Below are 16,972 nucleotides of genomic sequence, written 5' to 3'. Positions count from 1 at the left end.
CCGGGCGGGGCGGGCCGGGCGGCGCGAATCCACGCCGCGCCGGGCGGGATGGGGCGGCGTGGGTGCGACCGCCAGGCGGGCCGTGGCATCCGCTGGCCCCCTCGCTAGACTGGCGCGCATGGCTGATTCGACGTTCGACATCGTGAGCAAGGTCGACAAGATGGAGGCGGAGAACGCCGTCAACCAGGCCCGCAAGGAGGTCGAGCAGCGCTACGACTTCAAGGGCGTGGGGGCGTCGGTCGAGTGGTCGGGCGAGAAGATCCTGCTGAAGGCCTCGACCGACGAGCGCGTGAAGGCGGTGCTCGACGTGGTGCAGTCGAAGTTCATCAAGCGCGGCATCTCGCTGAAGTCGCTCGACGCTGGCGAGCCCTACCCGTCGGGCAAGGAGTTCCGCATCGAGATCGGCCTGAAGAACGGCATCGACCAGGAGCACGCGAAGAAGATCGGCAAGCTCATCCGCGACGAGGCGCCGAAGACGGTGAAGTCCCAGATCCAGGGCGACGAGCTGCGGGTCTCGTCGAAGAGCCGCGACGACCTGCAGGAGACCATCCGCCTGCTGAAGGCCGCCGACCTCGACGTCGACCTCCAGTTCGTCAACTTCCGCTGACGCGCGACGCGCCGACGCACTGACGCACCGACGATCCGACGCGATCATCGCCGCATGACGAGCGAGAACGAGCGGATGCCGCGAGCCGGCGTCGCAGCGGAGAGTCCCGCGCCGCAGCCCGGCGTCGACGTGCCCGATCGCCGTGGGCGCACCGGCCTCGACCGGGTCGGCCGCGACCTCGACCGCAACCCGCGCGTGCGGGTCCGCGACGTGCGGGTGCTCACGTCGAACTGGTACGTGACGCGTGCGACGACGTTCGACTTCCAGCACGCCGACGGCTCGTGGACCCTCGAGGAGCGCGAGACCTACGACCGCGGCGACGGCGCCACCATCCTGCTCTACGACCGCGAGGCGCGGACGGTGCTGCTCACGCGGCAGTTCCGCTTCCCGGTCTACGTCAACGAGCACCCCGACGGCATGCTCATCGAGACGGCGGCGGGCCTGCTCGACGATGACGATCCCGAGACCGCGATCCGCCGCGAGGCGGAGGAGGAGACCGGGCACGTCGTGGGCGAGGTGCAGCACGTGTTCGACGTCTACATGAGTCCCGGCTCGGTGACCGAGCGCCTCCACTTCTTCGCGGCGCCGTACGTGCGCGGTTCGGTCGCGCCCGGCTCTCGGCGCGGCCTCGCCGACGAGGGCGAGGACATCGAGGTGCTCGAGCTCGACCTCGACGACGCCCTCGACCGCATCGGCGCCGACATCGTCGATGCGAAGACGATCATGCTCCTGCAGTGGGCGGCGCTTCGCGGTCCGTTCCGGGTGCGTACCCCTCCAGCCACCGCGTGACCGCGGCGTAGGCCGCCGCCCGCGCCGGTTCCCGCGACAGGAACACGTCGTGCAGCGCCCCGTCGACGCGCGCGACGGTGACGTTCGGCCCGAGCTTCAAGGACTGGCGCGCGATCTCGTCGACGACGAGCACGATGTCCGACGTGAGCATCGCGTCATCCCACGTCGCCTGCAGCACCGACCGCGCCGACACGAGGGTCAGCACGGGCGCGCCCACGTCGATGCCGGCCGCGACGGTCGCGTGCCCCGCGAGGATCGCGGTGAGCCACGCGGGGTGCGTGCGGAACCCGCGGTCGGGCCGCCAGGCGTGGTCGTACTCCCACTCGCCGTCGAGCTCCTTGGCGATCGACCGCGTGTAGAAGCCGAGGTCGACGTTCGGCAGCGGCCCCATGGGGTCGAGCCGCGCCCGGAACCCGATGACCGGCTGGATCGCCTGCCGCCCGATCCCGCTCAGCTGGAACTCCAGCCACGGGCTGTTCAGCACGAGCGCCGCCGCCCGCCCGGGGTTGCGCGCCGCCCACAGGCTGAGCGTGAGCCCCCCGGTCGAATGCCCCACCAGAATCAACGGCCGAGCGGATGCCTCCGGCCCACCCTCGCGCGCGATGGCGCCGAGCGCCGCCTCGATGTCCTCGTCGTACACGGCCAGGTCGGTCATGTACCCGGGCGTCTGCCACTCGCGCAGGCTGCGCCCGTACTTCCGCAGGTCGAGCGCGTGGAACCGCGCCCCCGCATCGCTCCAGAACCGCGCCAGCTCGGGATTGAAGAAGTAGTCGCTCCACCCGTGCACGTAGAGCACGTCGCATCCGGATGCCGCGGGCTTCGGTTGCGGCTGGGCCGCGGGTTCCCACGGCCAGCGCCACCGGCGCCGCGACGGCGGCGCCCCGTCGCCGTCAGCCCCGCCGGTGTACCGCACGAGGGTCGCGACGACGTCGCCCTCGTCGTCGGGCTCGAGCGGCAGCGTCAGCTGCTCGAATCCGGGCCCGAGCACGTCGGCCACCCAGCCCTCCCCCGCGTCGGGCCGTTCCCGGTGCCCCTCGGTCGTCGCCGGGTCCATGCGATCAAGCCTAGGCGTCGAGGACAGTGGCGCAGCGGCGCCCCGTGGCCGATCGGAGGCGTGGAATCGAGGGCTGGGCGAATCCCACCCAGGCCATCGATCGCGGCGGCCGTCCCGGATAAGATCGAGCCCACGTCGCCGAAACTCGCCGCCACGGCTCCGGCACGTTCACCAGACGCACCGGAGGGGCCATGCGGCTACGCGAGCAGCTGAGAACGATGGACGTCGAGCGCTTGGTCCTCGTCCCCGCAATGGTCTTCCTGCTGTGCCTGACGTTCTTCGCGCTCTTTTCCAGGGCCCAGCGCGAAGCCGCATCCGGGATCGTGGACTACCTGCACATCCTCTACCTGATCCTGTTGACGTCGTTTTACCTCGTCGCCGTGCTGCTCTTGATCATCCGGAGGCCCGCAAAGGCACGGAGGCCGGGAGTCCTGCCGACCGCCGCGGCATACGTCGGAACCTTCCTCCCGCTCACCTTCGCGTTCCTCGGAGGCTCGGAGGCACCCGCCGGCGTCGAGCTGTTCGCAGTGATCCTCATGACGCTGGGAATGATCTTCACCGTCTATTCGCTCATCACCCTCGGCCGGAGCTTCGGCGTGGAGGCCAAGGTCAGGACCCTCGTGCAGCACGGCCCGTACCGGTTGATCCGGAACCCGCTCTACGTCGGGGAGATGATCACCCTCACCGGCGCCGTCTGCTTCTCGCCGAGCCCGGCCAAGTTCGGGATCCTGATCCTGATCGGAGCCATTCAGGTGTACCGCGCGATCCAGGAGGAGCGCCTGCTGGAGGAGCACATTCCCGAGTACGCGGCGTACAAGCTGCGGACGAAGCGCTTTGTGCCCGGGCTGTTCTGATCGGACCGGCGAATCCGGTCAGCCGAACGCCGCCATCATGCCGATCACAGCCGGCGTGAGGATGACGATGAAGAGCACGGGGAGGATGCAGAAGACCAGCGGGAAGACGATCTTCACCGGGATCTTCATCGCCTGCTCCTCCGCGCGCTGACGACGCTTGACGCGCATCTCCCCGGCCTGCACGCGAAGCACGTCGGCGATCGCGACACCGTATGCGTCGGCCTGCTGCACCGCACGAACGAAGCGTCGTAGGTCCTCGCTGTTCGTGCGCTGCTCGAGAGCCGCGTAGGCATCGCGGCGCGTGCGCCCGATGCTCATGTCCTGCAGCGTCCGGATGAGTTCCTCGGCCATCGGTCCGCGACCGTTCCGGCCTGCCTTCGCCATCGCCGCGTCGAATCCGAGACCAGCCTCGACGGCGATGGTCATCTGGTCGAGCGTGTCGGGAAGCGCGCGTTGGATCGCGGTCTGCCGGTCGTGGGCACGACTGTTGATCAGCACGTCGGGCAGGAAGAAGCCGAGGACGAGCGCGGAGATTACGAGGATCACCCGGATCGGAGCGGGGTCGGACGCGATGAACAGCCAGCCCAGGAGGAAGACGGTGCACACGAGGATCGTCTTCCAGACGAAGATACGGGTGACCGACCAGCCCGCGGGTCGAGCGGCGAAGGTGATCTGGCGTTCCAGCCAGCCGATGTAGCCCTTCGGGGCCGCCTTGACCAGGCTCTCGGAGAAGGAGGTTCGCTGAACCGCTGTCGCGGCCGATTCCTCGACTCCCGTCTCGGCTGTCCGTGCCCTGCCCGCGCCGATGAGGAACCAGGCCACGAGGCCGATGGAGATGCCGACCGTCAGGGCAGCGGCGAGTCCGATGGCGTTCATGAGCTCTCCTAGAACTTCACGCGCACGGTGAAGAACATCCAGATGGTTCCGCCGACGAGGAGCAGGAACGCGATGAAGAGCGCGATCCACCCGATGAGGCTGGTGAACATGGGGACGAAGTAGGCGGGTTGGACCCACAGCAGGAAGAGGAAGACCGCGACCGGGAGCACGACGAGGATAATGCCCGAGAGTCGGCCCTCCGCGCTCAGTGCCCGCACCTGCCGTCGGATCTGGTTGCGCTCGCGAATCGTGTGGGCGACTTGGTCGAGCACCTCGGAGAGGTTGCCCCCGGCCTCGCGGTTGATCGCGATCGCCTGCGCGACCCACGAGAAGTCATCGCTCTGCATGCGTTCCGCCGTCACGCCGAGCGCGTCGCCGAGGTCTCGACCGAGTCGGGTCTCGTTGACCACGCGTGCAAGTTCTTCGGACGTCGGTGCATCGGCTTCGCGCGAGACGGAGTCGATGGCTCGGAGGAGGCTGTGCCCCGCGCGCAAGCCGCCGGAGAGGAGTTGCAGGGTGTCGTCCAGCTGGTACTCGAACTTCGCGCGTCGCCGGCTCGTCCGCACGGCGACGACGATCCGCGATCCGATAAACGCGAGCGCACCGAAGACCAGGGCGAGCGGAATCGACCAGAAGGTGCCCCAACCGATGACGAACCCGAGCATCGCGAGCACGACGGCGGCCGAGATGGTGAGCACTGTGAAACCGGCCGGCTCCATCCTGATGCCGGCCTGCTCGAGCCGGTAGCGCCGCATGCTGTCGTCGGTCCCGCGCGTCGCCGACTCGACCGCGGAGACCGTCCGCCCGGCGATGCGGCTGAGGGCGGTGTCGATCTCCTCCCCCGGCGCGACGCGACGGCTCTTGCTGATCCGAGGCGGAGCGGGGAAGAAGACGAAGAGCACCAGAACTAGGAGCGCGAGCAACGTGATGGAGACGCCGAGGATCAGCGTGAGCGGGCTCATCAGAACTCCCGAGTGGGGCGGAACTCCGGCTGGAAAACCGACATGGGCAGCGGGATCCCGATGTCGGCGAGGTGCTCGGCGAACCTGGGCCGCACACCCGTGGCGGCAGCGTGGCCGCGGAAGCGCCCGTGCTCGTCGATGCCGGCCGAGTAGTCGAAAGTGAACGCGTCCTGGAGCGTGACAATGTCGCCCTCCATGCCCTGCACCTCGGTGACGTGCGTGATACGACGGGTTCCGTCCTTCAGGCGCCCGATCTGGATGATGATGTCGAGCGCGGAGGCGATCTGTTCGCGGATGGCCCGCAGGGGCAGGTCCATGCCCGCCATCAGCACGAGGGTCTCCATGCGCGAGATGGCGTCTCGGGGCGAGTTCGCGTGGATGGTCGAGATGGAGCCCTCATGGCCCGTGTTCATGGCCTGGAGCATGTCGAGGCTCTCGCCCCCTCGGACCTCGCCGATGACGATGCGGTCGGGCCGCATTCGGAGGGAGTTGCGGACGAGGTCGCGAATGGTGACCTCGCCGCGTCCCTCGATGTTGGACGGACGCGACTCGAGCCGGACCACGTGGTCCTGCTGCAACTGCAGTTCCACAGCGTCCTCGATCGTGATGATGCGCTCGCTCGTGGGGATAAATGCGGAGAGCACGTTGAGCAGCGTGGTCTTACCCGTGCCGGTGCCGCCCGAGACGAGGATGTTGAGTCGTCCGCGGACGGCGGCGTCCAGGACGGTCGCCATCTCACGACTCATCGTGCCGAAGGAGACCAGGTCCTCGACGGTGTACGGAGTCCGCGCGAACTTCCGGACGGTGAGGGATGGCCCGTTGACCGCCAGGGGCGGGATGATCGCGTTGACACGCGATCCGTCCTCGAGGCGAGCATCGACCAGAGGTGACGACTCGTCGATTCGCCGTCCGACGCGCGACACGATGCGGTCGATCACGCGGCGGAGCTGCGCCTCGCTCGTGAATCGCAGCGAGGACTCCTGGAGGCGTCCGCTGCGCTCGACGTAGATCTGGTCGTGGCGGTTGACCATGACCTCGGTGATGGTCGGATCGTCGAGCAGCGGTTCGAGCGGCCCGTAGCCGAGCACATCCGCCGCGATCTCGTCGATGAGGCGATTCCGCTCGGCGCTCGTGAGCGCGGTCTGCTCGGTGGCGACGATCTGGCTGAGTTCGGCGCGGGCCAGCGCGTGCAGCTTCTCCTCGGTCATCGAGGAGTCGTTGAGGCGGTTCCCGATCCGCGAGAACAGCTCCTGCGCGGCCGACTCCTTGAATCCGGCCAACGGGTCGGCCGTCGGTTCGATGTGCGCTGCCGGGATCGGGACGATCTCCGGTTGGACGTCATCATTCCGCCCGACGGACGGCTCCAGCTCGTCGATCTCGTCGACCACGGGGCTCTCGGGAGCAGGCGGGACATCCGGAGTGCGTCGGATGCCCCGCGCGGCGTCGAGTCGTTCGTTCAACCTCATTCTGCGGCCGCCCTTCTCATGGTGCGTCGGCGTCGGGCATGGGCTTCGGGGTCGATGCGCAGCGCGAGGTCTCGCAACGCCACCGCTGCGTGATCCCTCGGGTCGCTCAGGACCAGCGGGACTCCGCGGTTGCTCGCGAGGAGCACGGCGCTCGATCGGGGCATGACCACGTTCATCTGCACGCCCGCGATGCGCTCGGCGTCGCGGACCGTGAGGCCGCTGTGCCGATCCGTGAAGTTCAGCACGATGTGGCGGTTCGAGGGCAGGAGTCCGACCTGCTGCAGGAGTTCGAGCTCCATCCTCACAGCGCGGAGGCTCGGGACACCCATGTTGGTGACGAAGACCCCGTCCGTGGCGTTCTCGAGCACGGCGAGCGTGTGCTCGCCGAGACCCGGCGTGGTGTCGACGATCACGTACCGGAAGATGCCGGCGAGCCGACGGAGGAGTGCACCGAGTTGCTCCGCCGAGACTTCGTCCCCGGCCTCGGGTGACGCCGCCCCCGGGATGACGTAGAAGCCTTCCGGGTGACGCATCAGGTAGGTCTTGAGCGCCAGCTCGTCGCCGCTCGCGGCGACCTGCACGGAATCGACCAGCGTGTGGGTCGGCTCGAGATCGAGCGCCGTCGCGATGTCGCCGAACTGGACGTCGGCATCGACGAGTACTACGGAGTTGGGCGCTGCGGAGGCGAGGGCCGCCGCGAGGTTCACCGAGACGGTCGTCTTGCCCTGGCCACCCTTCGGGGCGACGACGGCCAGCACATCGGTTCTGGCTCCTTCGGGCAGCTCCGCCGGGAACAGCCACTCGGGTTCCGGCTCAGGTTCGGGCTCTGGCTCGGGTTCGGGCTCCGGCGCGGGCCCGTCAATCTCCGGTGGCTCGGCCTCGGACTCCGCCTGCGGGAGGGTGGATCCGGCGACGAGCCGGCTCAGGAGGTCGTCGGCACCGGCTGAACCGGCCGCCGCGTGAGTCGGCTCCTGTACTGGGACGTAGGCCCGATCGCCCCAATCGCCGAGGGTGGTGTCGATGTCGTGTGCCTGTGCAAGCCAGTCACGCAACCGGGCGAAGAGCGCCAGCGTGACCGCCTCGCTCGCATCGGGCGCGAGCACGGCGTGCAGACGCATACCGTCGACCCAGTCCTCGAGGTCCGCCCGCTGTTCACGAACCACGATGATTCCGACGTGCGGATACTGCTCGAGGAGGGATTCGACGAGCTGCCGCGACTCCTCGTAGTTGACCACCGGGCCGAGGAGGACGATATGCGGCGCCTGACCCGGAACCTGGGCCAGGACCTGATCAACGCCGAAGCTCAGATACTCGCCGGCGACGCTCGCGAGCTCGCTGCCGAGCATCGAGCCGAGGCGGGACTCGTACTCGACGCTGCGACTGATGAGCAGGTATCGGGTCACGGCAGGATGTTGGCTGGTCCGATGAGCTGCGAGCCGTCCGTGCTCGTGTCCTCGTTCTGCAGGGTGAGCCAGACTCCGGCGAGGTCGTCCTCCTGCATCTCACGCGCCCAGACGAGCTTCTCGATCTGCGGGGTGGTCATCGCCAGGGTGACCATGATGTTCTGCACGGCGTTCGTCGTCTCTTCTCCGTCCGCCGGGGTGAAGGTCGAGCCGGCCTTGACCCGCGTGACGAGCACCTGGTTGTCGATGAACCGCGTCGCGGGCGAGGTCGTCACCGTGCCCTCCGCGTTCGGCTGGCCTGGCTGGATCTTGTTGGTGACCACGATGCCGATCCGGCTGCCGGGCTGGATTGCGCCGCCGACCACGCGCTGCACCTCGAGCGCCACGCTCACTTCCTGCATTCCCTCGGGCACCGGCACCTCACCCTGAGCCGCGAGGACAGCCGGGTCCACGAACCGGTCTTCACGCAGTTGGTCGCCGGGAAGCAACTCGGCTGCCGCGACCAGGCCCTCGAGATCGGCGAGGTCGGTGACCCGATCCTCGGCGACGGAGATCGCCGGCAGTTCGGTGAGCGAGATGAACTCCTCGAGCTGAGCCGCCGGCGTGCCTTCGGGGATCGACTCGTCGACGACGTATACGTCGACGAACTCGGCCCCCTCGGCGGCCCGCTGGTCGGCGCCCCGGACGTATCCGACGAGCACGACGGTGCCGACAATTGCGAGGACGAGGGCGACGAGGGCTCCGATGATGCGAGTCTTCATGGTGGGATGCTTTCGGGTCGGGCGGCGGGGGTTCCCGGTCGTCGGGATCAGTCGAGCAGGTCTGCGAGTTGGCTGTCGGTGATGACGAGTCGGACCACGTCGACTCCGAAGTCGGGGCCGCCGACCTCCCAGTCGGCTCCGAGGTCGACCCACTCGGTGAAGTACCCCTGGATGCCCCGGCATGCGCCGACGCAGGCGGGCGAGAGCGGATCGGGGTTGTTGAACACGCCGGGCCCGCCACCGGTGAGCTTCCAGCCGGTGACGACGAAGGCGGCGAAGGCCATGATGTGGAATTCGCCGTTCTGGCCGTTGATGTCGTTTCCCCCGTCGTAGACCGGCACGAGCACCGTCTCCCCCTCGAGGTCGTTGAAGAGGTAGGCGCATTCGGCTGCCGGATCGATGCCGGGGTCACTCCCGACGAAGCCGGTGTCCAGGTCGATGAACGTCTCGCACTGGCCGCCCTCGAGGTCGAGCCAGCCGAACCCGCCCTCGACGGGCTGGCCGTCGGAGCGGGTGCAGTCGTTCTCACTGGTCTGGTGGTACTCGATGAGCACTCGGATCTCGAGCGTCGGGTCCTGGAACTCACAGAGCGAGAGTGCGAGCGGGAGCACGATTCCCGAGTTCGGGCTGCCCCACTCCGCGGAGCTGACGGCTTGGACCACCGTGGAGTTGATGCCAGTGAGGACCGAGGCGAGCGGGTGGCTCACAGAGTTGTCGGTCGTCACGGTCACCCGGTTGGCGTCGTAGTCGATCTGCGGTGCGAGCGCAGTGGGGCTCGAGATGAACGAGTTCTGCAGCACGAAGTCGCTCGCGATGCTCCCGGCGCTCGCGCCACAGGCGGATTCGTCGGCGGCGCATGCGGTCGCGACGGCCATCGCAGCGCCGTCGGCGCCGTTCTGCTGTGCGGCGCGCTCCGCGTACAACGCGCCGACATCGACCGCGATGGCGGCGGCGCCGATCAGGGGGACGATCATGAGCCCGACGAGGACGGCGCTCGCGCCACGCTCGCCGCCCCGAAGCCGTTCGATCATCCGCCGCATACCATCTGCCCTTCCGCCTGGAGCTCGAATGTATTGCCGGTCGCCCACTCCCAGAACCCTGGGATGATGAGGTCGACCGTGTACGTGATGTTCGCGTGCACCGGAGTGCCTTCGTCGAGGTCCTCGCAGGTTCCGACGCTGAGGAGCACCTGACCGGGGTCGATGGCCGGGTTCAAGGCCGGCGCGGTGGCGACCGCAGCCGATTGAGCCTCGCCGACGTTGTCGCGGATCGCCATCACCCGCGCGGCCTCGCGTGCGGCGTTCGACAGCTGGATCTGGATGTTGAAGAGTCGTCCGAACTCGAAGATGCCGAGGATCAGGAGGAGCAGGATGGGTAGGACGAGGGCGAACTCGACCGCCGCAGCTCCTCGCTCCTTGCGCAGGGACACAATCCTCAACCGTTCAGCACTCCTCAGGAAATGTCCATGCACTGGAGGCCGTCGTGAGACGACCTCCAGTGCATGGAGACGCGACGTAGACTCGCGCGCCGTTGGATCAGAGCGCGGCCGCGACCGCCTGGAAGATCGCCTCGAGGTTCGTACCGATGAGGGTCACCGCGGCGATGATCACGACGGCGATTAAAGCGACCATGAGGCCGTACTCGACGGCGGTCGCCCCCTCCTCCTTGGCGCGGATCTCGGCGATGCGGGTGATGGCCTTGGCCTGGGCCTTGGCGAGAAGCTTGGACATGAGAGACACCCTTCGGGTCGAACAGTTTTGGGTGCCGCCCACCTCGGCAAGCGGCCAGTGAACCGTATCGATGCGAACGAATCGGCCGCTATGCCCCATTTCGGGGCACCCCCCGACTGGGTACAGGCAGGGGGACAAACGTGATCCTCGCGTAACCAAAGAGGATTCACCTCAGTGCTAAAGTCCGCGATTCGGGGTACACCTCGCCGATCATCAGGGGACACAGGGCACCGATCAGCAGTCACGGACCCGATTCACGCCCCGAAGGCGACGATCGCCAGCACCGCCCCCGCCACCATCGACGGCCCGAACGGCACCGACCCCCGCAGCGTCACCCGCCGCAGCGCGAGCGCCATGATCGCCACGACGCCGCCGACCAGGAACGCCCCCATCAGCCCGGCGAGCCACATGAGCCAGCCGAACCAGCCGAGCACCAACCCCAGCGGCAGCGCGAACTTCACGTCGCCCATGCCCATCGCCTTCGGCGAGATGAGGGCGAGCACGAAGTAGAAGAGGAACATGCCGGCGGAGCCGGCGGCCGCCCACGCGAGCCGGAGCCACTCCCCCGTCAGCGCGGACGCGGGGACGAGCAGCACCGCGACCACGAGCAGCGTCGGGAAGACCATGGCGTTCGGGAGCCGCTGCTCGGTGAGGTCGACGATCGACAGGGCCACGCCGGCGGCGGCGAGCGCGAGGAGTGCCGGCAGCACGGGGTCGAGGCCGAACCGCCACGCGAGCGCCCCGAACAGCACGGCGGTCGTGCCCGCCGACCAGGCGCGCAGGGCGCGCAGCGGCATCCGCTCTGCTGCGTCTCGACGGATGTTGCGGTCGGCCCACGCCGCGAGCGGCCACCAGCCGAGCACGGCGCCGAGGAGGGCGGCCCCGACGGCGAGGGCGACGGGGGCGAGCGGCATGATCTGCAGCGTAGCGCGGCGGGCGCCGTGCGTGCGGCGTAGGCTCCCCACGACGGCACCGATGAGGGGGATGACATGGACGAGGCCCAGGCGACCTTCGATGCGGTCACCGACGAACTGCTCCAGGACACCGACTACGACGTGGATGCCACGCCTGACGGGCTGCTCGTGAAGGGCCACCTCTTCGCGTTCCTCGAGGGCGGCGACCTCGTCGTCGAGCTGCCCGAGGCGCGATCCGCCGACCTGCGCGAACGCGGCGTCGCGTCGCCGTTCCACTCGACCCGTGGCGGCGACAGCCGCACGTGGGTCCGCGTCGGCGACCGCGAGCTCTGGTCGGAGCTCGCGCGCGAGGCGCACGAGTACGTCGGCGAGCCTCCGGTCGGGCGACAGTCCTGACCACAGCGGCCTGACGCGGAGCCGTTCGAGCGCAGACCACCCGAACGGGGGTCACGGACGGCGCAGAGGTCCCCTATCGTCCGGTCCATCGGCGGAAGGCCGAACCCCGCCGGAAGGGAATGCCCCGATGCGCATCCTGTCCCGCACCACGCTCGCCCTCACCGCCGCCGCCGCGATCGCGACGTTCGGGATCGCCGCGCCAGCGCACGCCGCGCCACCGGCGCACAGCAATGCACCTTCCGCATCCGCGATGGCGGGCGCGCCCGCCGGGCAGGACGTCACGATCACCTACGACCTGAACCGTGGAGCCCAGGCCGTCGCCGACCAGGTCTGCGAACTCGACGGCGGCGAGGTCCCCTGCGACGACGTCGCCGACTCGACCACCAAGAAGGCGTCGACCTACTCCGTCGACCTGACCGGCCTGTCCGTCGGCGACCACGTCTTCACGGTCACGTTCGTGCTCACCGACGGAGGAACCGCGTCCGCGTCGGCCGAGTTCACCATCGAGCAGACGCTCGAAGAGGCGTGCGCCTACCTGACCGGGATCCTGACCACGTCGGAGACCGAGACCTGGGTGTGGAAGTGCATCGCGAACCCGTACACCGGCAGCATCCCGACGGTGATCGAACTGGTGGAGACCGGCATCGAGGTGCTCACGCCCTACTGCCCGTCGGGCGACTTCGCCGGCTCGTTCGCCTCCGCGCCACCGCTGCTCGGAGAGTGGTACTGCAACGCCTGAGCGTCGGAGCCTCCCCTAGACCTCGCCCCGCGAGACCTGCACCATCTCGTCGCGCGGCACGACCTTGATGCGCTTGCGCTCCTCGGCGGCGCCGAGCGCCTGCTCGTGCTCGTCGAGGCGGTGCCATCCGTCGAGGTCGGTCCACTGGATGCCTCGGGACTCGAGCAGCTCGATCACCGACTCCTCCGACGGCGACTCCGGCCGCCACCAGTTGCCGAGGTCGTTGATGAGGTGCTTGATGGTCTCCATGGCGTCGGACTTGGTGTGGCCGATGAGGCCGACGGGCCCGCGCTTGATCCAGCCGGTCGCGTAGACGCCGTACATCTGGCGCGACTGTCCGGTCTCCTTGTCGCGGATCAGCACCTGGCCCTCGTGGTTCGGGATGACGCCGAACTTCTTGTCGAAGGGGATTCCGGGCAGCGGCGACCCGAAGTAGCCGACCGCGCGGTAGAGCGCCTGGATCGGGATCTCGCGGATCTCGCCGGTGCCGACGACCCCGCCCTCGCCGTCGGGCGCGGTGCGCTCGTAGCGCAGTGCCCCGACGCGGCCGTTGCCGTCGTCGACGACCTCGAGGGGCTTGGCGAAGAAGTGCAGGTGCAGCCGACGCGACGCCTGTCCGGTCTCGCGCTTGCGCCACTGCTGCAGCACCTTGTCGATCACGAAGACCTGCTTGTTGCCCGCGACGGCCGCGCGCGCGGCGTCGTCGTAGTCGAAGTCCTCGTCGTAGACGATCATGTCGACGTCGCGCAGCTCGCCGAGCTCGCGCAGCTCGAGCGGCGTGAACTTCACCGAGGTCGGGCCGCGACGGCCGAACACGTGCACGTCCGTCACCGGCGAGCGCGACAGTCCCTCGTAGACGTTCGCGGGGATCTCGGTCGGCAGCAGGTCCTCCGCGTGCTTCGCGAGCATGCGCGCGGCGTCGAGCGCGACGTTCCCGTTGCCGATGACGCCGACCGACTGCGCGTCGAGCGGCCACTCGCGCGGGTAGTCGGGGTGCCCGTCGTACCAGCTGACGAAGTCGGCCGCCCCGTAGCTGCCCTCGAGCTCGACGCCCGGGATGTTGAGGTCGGCGTCCTTCACGGCGCCGGTGGCGAAGATGACGGCGTTGTAGTGCTTCTTCAGGTCGGCGAGCGTGATGTCCTCGCCGAAGCGCACGTTGCCGAAGATGCGGATGTCGCCGCGGTCGAGCACCTCGCGGAGCGCCGTGATGATGCCCTTGATGCGCGGATGGTCGGGGGCGACGCCGTAGCGCACCAGCCCGTACGGCGCCGGCAGGTGGTCGAACAGGTCGATCGACACGTCGAAGTTCCGCTCGGACTTGAGCAGGATGTCGGCGGCGTAGATGCCGGCCGGGCCCGCGCCCACGATGGCCAGGCGCAACTTGTTCCTCGTCACCGTCGGTGACCTCCTGTCGTCGTCGAAGGAGCAGGGCTCAACTCGAGCGCTCCACGATGGTGTCGGCGAAGCGCGTCAGCGCCTTCTTCACGCTGCCCTCGGGCACGGGCGCGAGCGCCGCGACGGCCTCATGCGCCCAGCGATGGGCCTCCGCGAGCGTCGAACGCGTGGCCTCGTGCTCGCGGAGCTCGTCGACGATCGCGTCGACGGTCGCCCGCGAGGGCACGATGCGGGCGGCGAGCGTGTTGGTGTCGAACGGATCGCCCGCCTCGTCGGCCGGCGCCGGGAGTACGTCGCGACGGATGCGGTCGAGCAGGTCGGCCGACGAGGCATCCGCCTTCGCCAGCTCCACGAGCCGCAGCAGCGGCAGCGTCACGACGCCCGCGCGCAGGTCGGTGCCGGGGACCTTGCCCGTCTCCTCCGGCTGGGGCGACAGGTCGATGACGTCGTCGATGAGCTGGAACGCCACGCCGATCTTCTCGCCGAACTCGATGATCGGCGCCTCGAGCGCCGGATCGGCGCCGCCGAAGATGATGCCCGACTGCGCGGCCGCCGCGATCAGCGAGCCCGTCTTGTCGGCCAGCACCTGGATGTAGTGCTCGATGGGGTCCTCGTCGGGGTCGGGCCCGACGGTCTCGTTGAGCTGGCCCAGCACGAGGCGCTCGAACGTGTCGGCCTGCATGCGGATGGCGCGCTCCCCGAGCTTCGCCATGAGCTGGCTCGCCCGCGCGAAGAGCAGGTCGCCGGTGAGGATCGCGACCGAGTTGCCCCACACCGTCTGCGCGCTCGGCACCCCGCGGCGGCGCTCCGACTCGTCCATGACGTCGTCGTGGTACAGCGAGCCGAGGTGCGTGATCTCGATCGCCATGGCCGCAGTGACCACGTCGTCGACCGAGCCGTCGCCGAGCTGCGCGGTGAGCAGCGTCAGCATCGGCCGCACGCGCTTGCCGCCCGCCTCGAGCAGGTAGCGGCTCGTGACATCCGCCACCGTGTCCGCGAAGCGGACCTGCTCGGCGAGCCCCGCTTCGACGCGCTCGAGCCCGTCGTCGATGGCCCGGGCCATGGCACGGTCGGCCGCGGAGGCGAACACGCGCTCGCTGAGGCCGAGATTGGCCGCGAGCGAGGAGGCGCGACGGACCGTGTGGCTCGGATTCACGAGCCCCAGCCTACCGAGAGCCGGCCGAGCGGATGCTGCGAGCTTGTCGAACGCGCCGCGCTCACCTCTCCGCGGCGGCGATCGGCTTGCGCGCCCGATGCAGCGCGACGATGCCCGCCGTCAGGTTGCGCCACGCGACATCCGCCCACCCCGCCTCGCGGATCCAGCCGGCGAGCGTCGGCTGGTCGGGCCACGCGTTGATCGACTCGTTGAGGTAGTCGTAGGCGTCGTCGTTCGAGCTCGACAGCTTCACGAGCGGCGGCATGACGACCTTCTGGTAGAAGTCGTAGCCCGCGCGCACGACGCCGACGGGCGGGTGCGAGAACTCGCACACCACGAGGCGTCCGCCGGGCTTGGTGACACGCAGGAACTCGGCGAGCGCGACCTTCGGCTCCTTCACGTTGCGCAGGCCGAACGAGATCGTGACCGCGTCGAACTCGGCGTCGCCGAACGGCAGCGCCATGGCGTCGGCCTCGACGAACACGAGGTTCGGCACGTGCGCCTGGCGGCGGCGGCCGACCTCGATCATGCCCGGCGAGAAGTCGGCGGCGACCACGCTCGCGCCCGACTTGGCGAGGCTCGCGCTCGAGGTGCCCGTGCCCGCGGCGACGTCGAGGATCCGCTCGCCCGGCTTCGGCGCGACGGCCTTCGTCGTGGCGACGCGCCACAGTGCGGCGTTGCCGACCGAGAGCACCGCGTTGGTGCGGTCGTAGCGCGCCGCGACCCGGTCGAACATCGCCGAGACGTCTCGTGGGTCCTTGCCGAGGTCTGCGCGCGTCATGCCTGCGAGTCTACGGTCGCCGGGCTGGGCGGGCGCGGTGAGGGCGGGCGGATGCCGCGTGGCCGGCGCCGCCCGCTCCATTCGCCCGCCGCGCCCCGAGGTCGTGCGAGTTCGCAGGACCACATGCGTCGTCCTGCCGCCTGCGGCGCCACCGCATCCCTCATCCTGCGAACCCGCTCCACGAACCTGAGAGTTTCCATGCATCGGGATGGAAACTCAGCGCGACGGCGTTGGATCGTGGTGGACGGCGCGGCTGCGCCATCCGATCGGAGGAAGGGAACGGCATGAAGGCGATCTGGAACGGCACGGTCATCGCGGAGTCCGACGACACCGTCGTGGTGGAGGGCAACCACTACTTCCCGCGCGAGGCGATCCGCCCCGAGTTCTTCGTCGCCAGCGACAACCGCAGCGTGTGCCACTGGAAGGGCACCGCGAACTACTTCCACGTCGAGGTCGACGGCCAGCGCAACCCGAACGCCGCCTGGACCTACGAGACGCCCTCCGACGCGGCCGCCGAGATCCGCGAGCACGTCGCGTTCTGGCGCGGCGTCGACGTCGTCCCGGCCTGAGCCGGCACGCGCTCCGGCGTAGGCTGGTCCGGTGACGCGAACGGATGCCGCGGCCCCTCCCGCCGCCGACACGAGGTTGCGCGTCCGCACCGTCGCGGTCGATGAGACCGCACCGCTCGTGCCGCGCCTCGACCCGAGGCATCCGCTGCTCTGGATGCGCCGCGGCGAGGGCATCATCGGCCTCGGCGAGGTGCTCCGCATCGAGACGCACGGGCCGAGCCGCGTCGCCGACGCCGCCCGCGAGTGGCGGCGCGTGACCGGGCTCGCCGACGTCGACGACCGCGTGGGACTCCCCGGCAGCGGCCTCGTCGCGTTCGGCGCGATCGCCTTCGCCGACGAGTCCGCCGCGACGAGCGTGCTCGTGGTGCCCGAGATCGTGCTCGGCCGTCGCGACGGGCGGGCGTGGGTCACCCGGATCGAACTCGTCGACGGGGCATCCGCTGCGCCGACCGCCCCGGTCGAGCTGCCCGCGCCCGCACCGAAGCGCGACGTGCCGCGCGTGCGCTTCGCACCGGGCGCG

General features: G+C 69.4%; 19 protein-coding genes and 1 pseudogene. 7 read left to right on the top strand and 13 right to left on the bottom strand.

What is annotated here, in order from left to right; genetic code table 11:
• Positions 1 to 118 precede the first annotated feature (118 nt).
• Positions 119 to 607 carry a YajQ family cyclic di-GMP-binding protein gene (locus ESO86_RS02975; protein WP_129233407.1) on the top strand — a complete coding sequence of 163 codons (489 nt, stop codon included), beginning with the start codon at positions 119 to 121 and terminating at the stop codon, positions 605 to 607.
• Between the two features lie 54 nt (positions 608 to 661).
• Positions 662 to 1,396, top strand: coding sequence for an NUDIX domain-containing protein (locus ESO86_RS02970; protein WP_242492175.1), 735 nt, complete (start codon positions 662 to 664; stop codon positions 1,394 to 1,396).
• Here ESO86_RS02970 and ESO86_RS02965 read toward each other — a convergent pair.
• Positions 1,329 to 2,450 carry an alpha/beta hydrolase gene (locus tag ESO86_RS02965; protein ID WP_129233406.1) on the bottom strand — a complete coding sequence of 374 codons (1,122 nt, stop codon included), beginning with the start codon at positions 2,448 to 2,450 and terminating at the stop codon, positions 1,329 to 1,331. The two genes, ESO86_RS02970 and ESO86_RS02965, sit on opposite strands and share 68 nt — an antisense overlap.
• Before the next feature lie 218 nt (positions 2,451 to 2,668).
• Between ESO86_RS02965 and ESO86_RS02960 the strand changes: the two genes are divergently transcribed.
• The gene (locus ESO86_RS02960) at positions 2,669 to 3,304 is read left to right on the top strand and encodes a methyltransferase family protein (protein ID WP_165307256.1); all 636 of its coding nucleotides are present in this window, start codon (positions 2,669 to 2,671) and stop codon (positions 3,302 to 3,304) included.
• Between the two features lie 18 nt (positions 3,305 to 3,322).
• On the opposite strand, the gene ESO86_RS02955 is transcribed toward ESO86_RS02960, so the two are convergent.
• From ESO86_RS02955 to ESO86_RS02915, 9 genes are all read right to left on the bottom strand, one after another.
• On the bottom strand, positions 3,323 to 4,180 hold the full coding sequence (locus ESO86_RS02955) for a type II secretion system F family protein (RefSeq protein ID WP_129233404.1): 858 nt from the start codon (positions 4,178 to 4,180) through the stop codon (positions 3,323 to 3,325).
• Positions 4,181 to 4,188: 8 nt separating this feature from the next.
• Complete coding sequence (locus ESO86_RS02950) at positions 4,189 to 5,142, bottom strand: type II secretion system F family protein (protein ID WP_129233403.1); 954 nt, start codon at positions 5,140 to 5,142, stop codon at positions 4,189 to 4,191.
• Positions 5,142 to 6,608, bottom strand: a complete 1,467-nt coding sequence (locus ESO86_RS02945) for a TadA family conjugal transfer-associated ATPase (protein WP_129233402.1) — start codon at positions 6,606 to 6,608, stop codon at positions 5,142 to 5,144. The genes ESO86_RS02950 and ESO86_RS02945 overlap by 1 nt, the downstream gene beginning before the upstream one ends.
• Positions 6,605 to 8,011 carry a CpaE/TadZ family protein gene (locus ESO86_RS02940; protein ID WP_129233401.1) on the bottom strand — a complete coding sequence of 469 codons (1,407 nt, stop codon included), beginning with the start codon at positions 8,009 to 8,011 and terminating at the stop codon, positions 6,605 to 6,607. Before ESO86_RS02940 ends, ESO86_RS02945 begins: the two co-directional genes overlap by 4 nt.
• Positions 8,008 to 8,772: a Flp pilus assembly protein CpaB gene (cpaB, locus tag ESO86_RS02935; RefSeq protein ID WP_129233400.1), complete on the bottom strand. Its 765-nt coding sequence runs from the start codon at positions 8,770 to 8,772 to the stop codon at positions 8,008 to 8,010. Before cpaB ends, ESO86_RS02940 begins: the two co-directional genes overlap by 4 nt.
• A gap of 47 nt (positions 8,773 to 8,819) precedes the next feature.
• Positions 8,820 to 9,803 carry a Tad domain-containing protein gene (locus ESO86_RS02930; RefSeq protein WP_165307254.1) on the bottom strand — a complete coding sequence of 328 codons (984 nt, stop codon included), beginning with the start codon at positions 9,801 to 9,803 and terminating at the stop codon, positions 8,820 to 8,822.
• Positions 9,800 to 10,201, bottom strand: a complete 402-nt coding sequence (locus ESO86_RS02925) for a TadE/TadG family type IV pilus assembly protein (RefSeq protein ID WP_242492174.1) — start codon at positions 10,199 to 10,201, stop codon at positions 9,800 to 9,802. The genes ESO86_RS02930 and ESO86_RS02925 overlap by 4 nt, the downstream gene beginning before the upstream one ends.
• 106 nt (positions 10,202 to 10,307) lie before the next feature.
• Positions 10,308 to 10,502 carry a Flp family type IVb pilin gene (locus ESO86_RS02920; RefSeq protein WP_129233398.1) on the bottom strand — a complete coding sequence of 65 codons (195 nt, stop codon included), beginning with the start codon at positions 10,500 to 10,502 and terminating at the stop codon, positions 10,308 to 10,310.
• A 254-nt stretch (positions 10,503 to 10,756) separates the two neighbouring features.
• Positions 10,757 to 11,416 carry a prepilin peptidase gene (locus ESO86_RS02915; RefSeq protein ID WP_129233397.1) on the bottom strand — a complete coding sequence of 220 codons (660 nt, stop codon included), beginning with the start codon at positions 11,414 to 11,416 and terminating at the stop codon, positions 10,757 to 10,759.
• 75 nt (positions 11,417 to 11,491) lie between these two features.
• On the opposite strand from ESO86_RS02915, the gene ESO86_RS02910 reads away from it, so the two are divergent.
• Both ESO86_RS02910 and ESO86_RS02905 read left to right on the top strand, forming a co-directional pair.
• A complete protein-coding gene (locus ESO86_RS02910; RefSeq protein ID WP_129233396.1) occupies positions 11,492 to 11,812 on the top strand; it encodes a hypothetical protein in 321 nt (106 codons plus the stop codon).
• Positions 11,813 to 11,939: 127 nt separating this feature from the next.
• Positions 11,940 to 12,551: a hypothetical protein gene (locus tag ESO86_RS02905; RefSeq protein ID WP_129233395.1), complete on the top strand. Its 612-nt coding sequence runs from the start codon at positions 11,940 to 11,942 to the stop codon at positions 12,549 to 12,551.
• A 15-nt stretch (positions 12,552 to 12,566) separates the two neighbouring features.
• Here ESO86_RS02905 and ESO86_RS02900 read toward each other — a convergent pair whose 3' ends face one another.
• The 3 genes from ESO86_RS02900 to ESO86_RS02890 all read right to left on the bottom strand — a co-directional run bounded on the left by ESO86_RS02900 (position 12,567) and on the right by ESO86_RS02890 (position 15,883).
• Positions 12,567 to 13,946, bottom strand: coding sequence for an FAD-dependent oxidoreductase (locus ESO86_RS02900; protein WP_129233394.1), 1,380 nt, complete (start codon positions 13,944 to 13,946; stop codon positions 12,567 to 12,569).
• Positions 13,947 to 13,983: 37 nt separating this feature from the next.
• Positions 13,984 to 15,102 carry a polyprenyl synthetase family protein gene (locus tag ESO86_RS02895; protein WP_129233393.1) on the bottom strand — a complete coding sequence of 373 codons (1,119 nt, stop codon included), beginning with the start codon at positions 15,100 to 15,102 and terminating at the stop codon, positions 13,984 to 13,986.
• Positions 15,103 to 15,163: 61 nt separating this feature from the next.
• Positions 15,164 to 15,883 (bottom strand): demethylmenaquinone methyltransferase, encoded by a 720-nt coding sequence (locus tag ESO86_RS02890; protein WP_129233392.1) that lies wholly within the window; start codon positions 15,881 to 15,883, stop codon positions 15,164 to 15,166.
• 284 nt (positions 15,884 to 16,167) lie between these two features.
• Here ESO86_RS02890 and ESO86_RS02885 point away from each other — a divergent pair, with 284 nt between their 5' ends.
• Positions 16,168 to 16,452: a DUF427 domain-containing protein gene (locus ESO86_RS02885; protein WP_129233391.1), complete on the top strand. Its 285-nt coding sequence runs from the start codon at positions 16,168 to 16,170 to the stop codon at positions 16,450 to 16,452.
• 31 nt (positions 16,453 to 16,483) lie between these two features.
• Positions 16,484 to 16,972, top strand: a pseudogene (locus ESO86_RS02880) (isochorismate synthase); the annotation flags it as partial.

The sequence above is a fragment of the Agromyces binzhouensis genome (genome assembly GCF_004135055.1).
In the GTDB taxonomy this organism is placed as follows: domain Bacteria; phylum Actinomycetota; class Actinomycetes; order Actinomycetales; family Microbacteriaceae; genus Agromyces; species Agromyces binzhouensis.
Note: the sequence above shows the minus strand (reverse complement) of the source record. Positions and strands in the feature narration are given on the sequence as shown.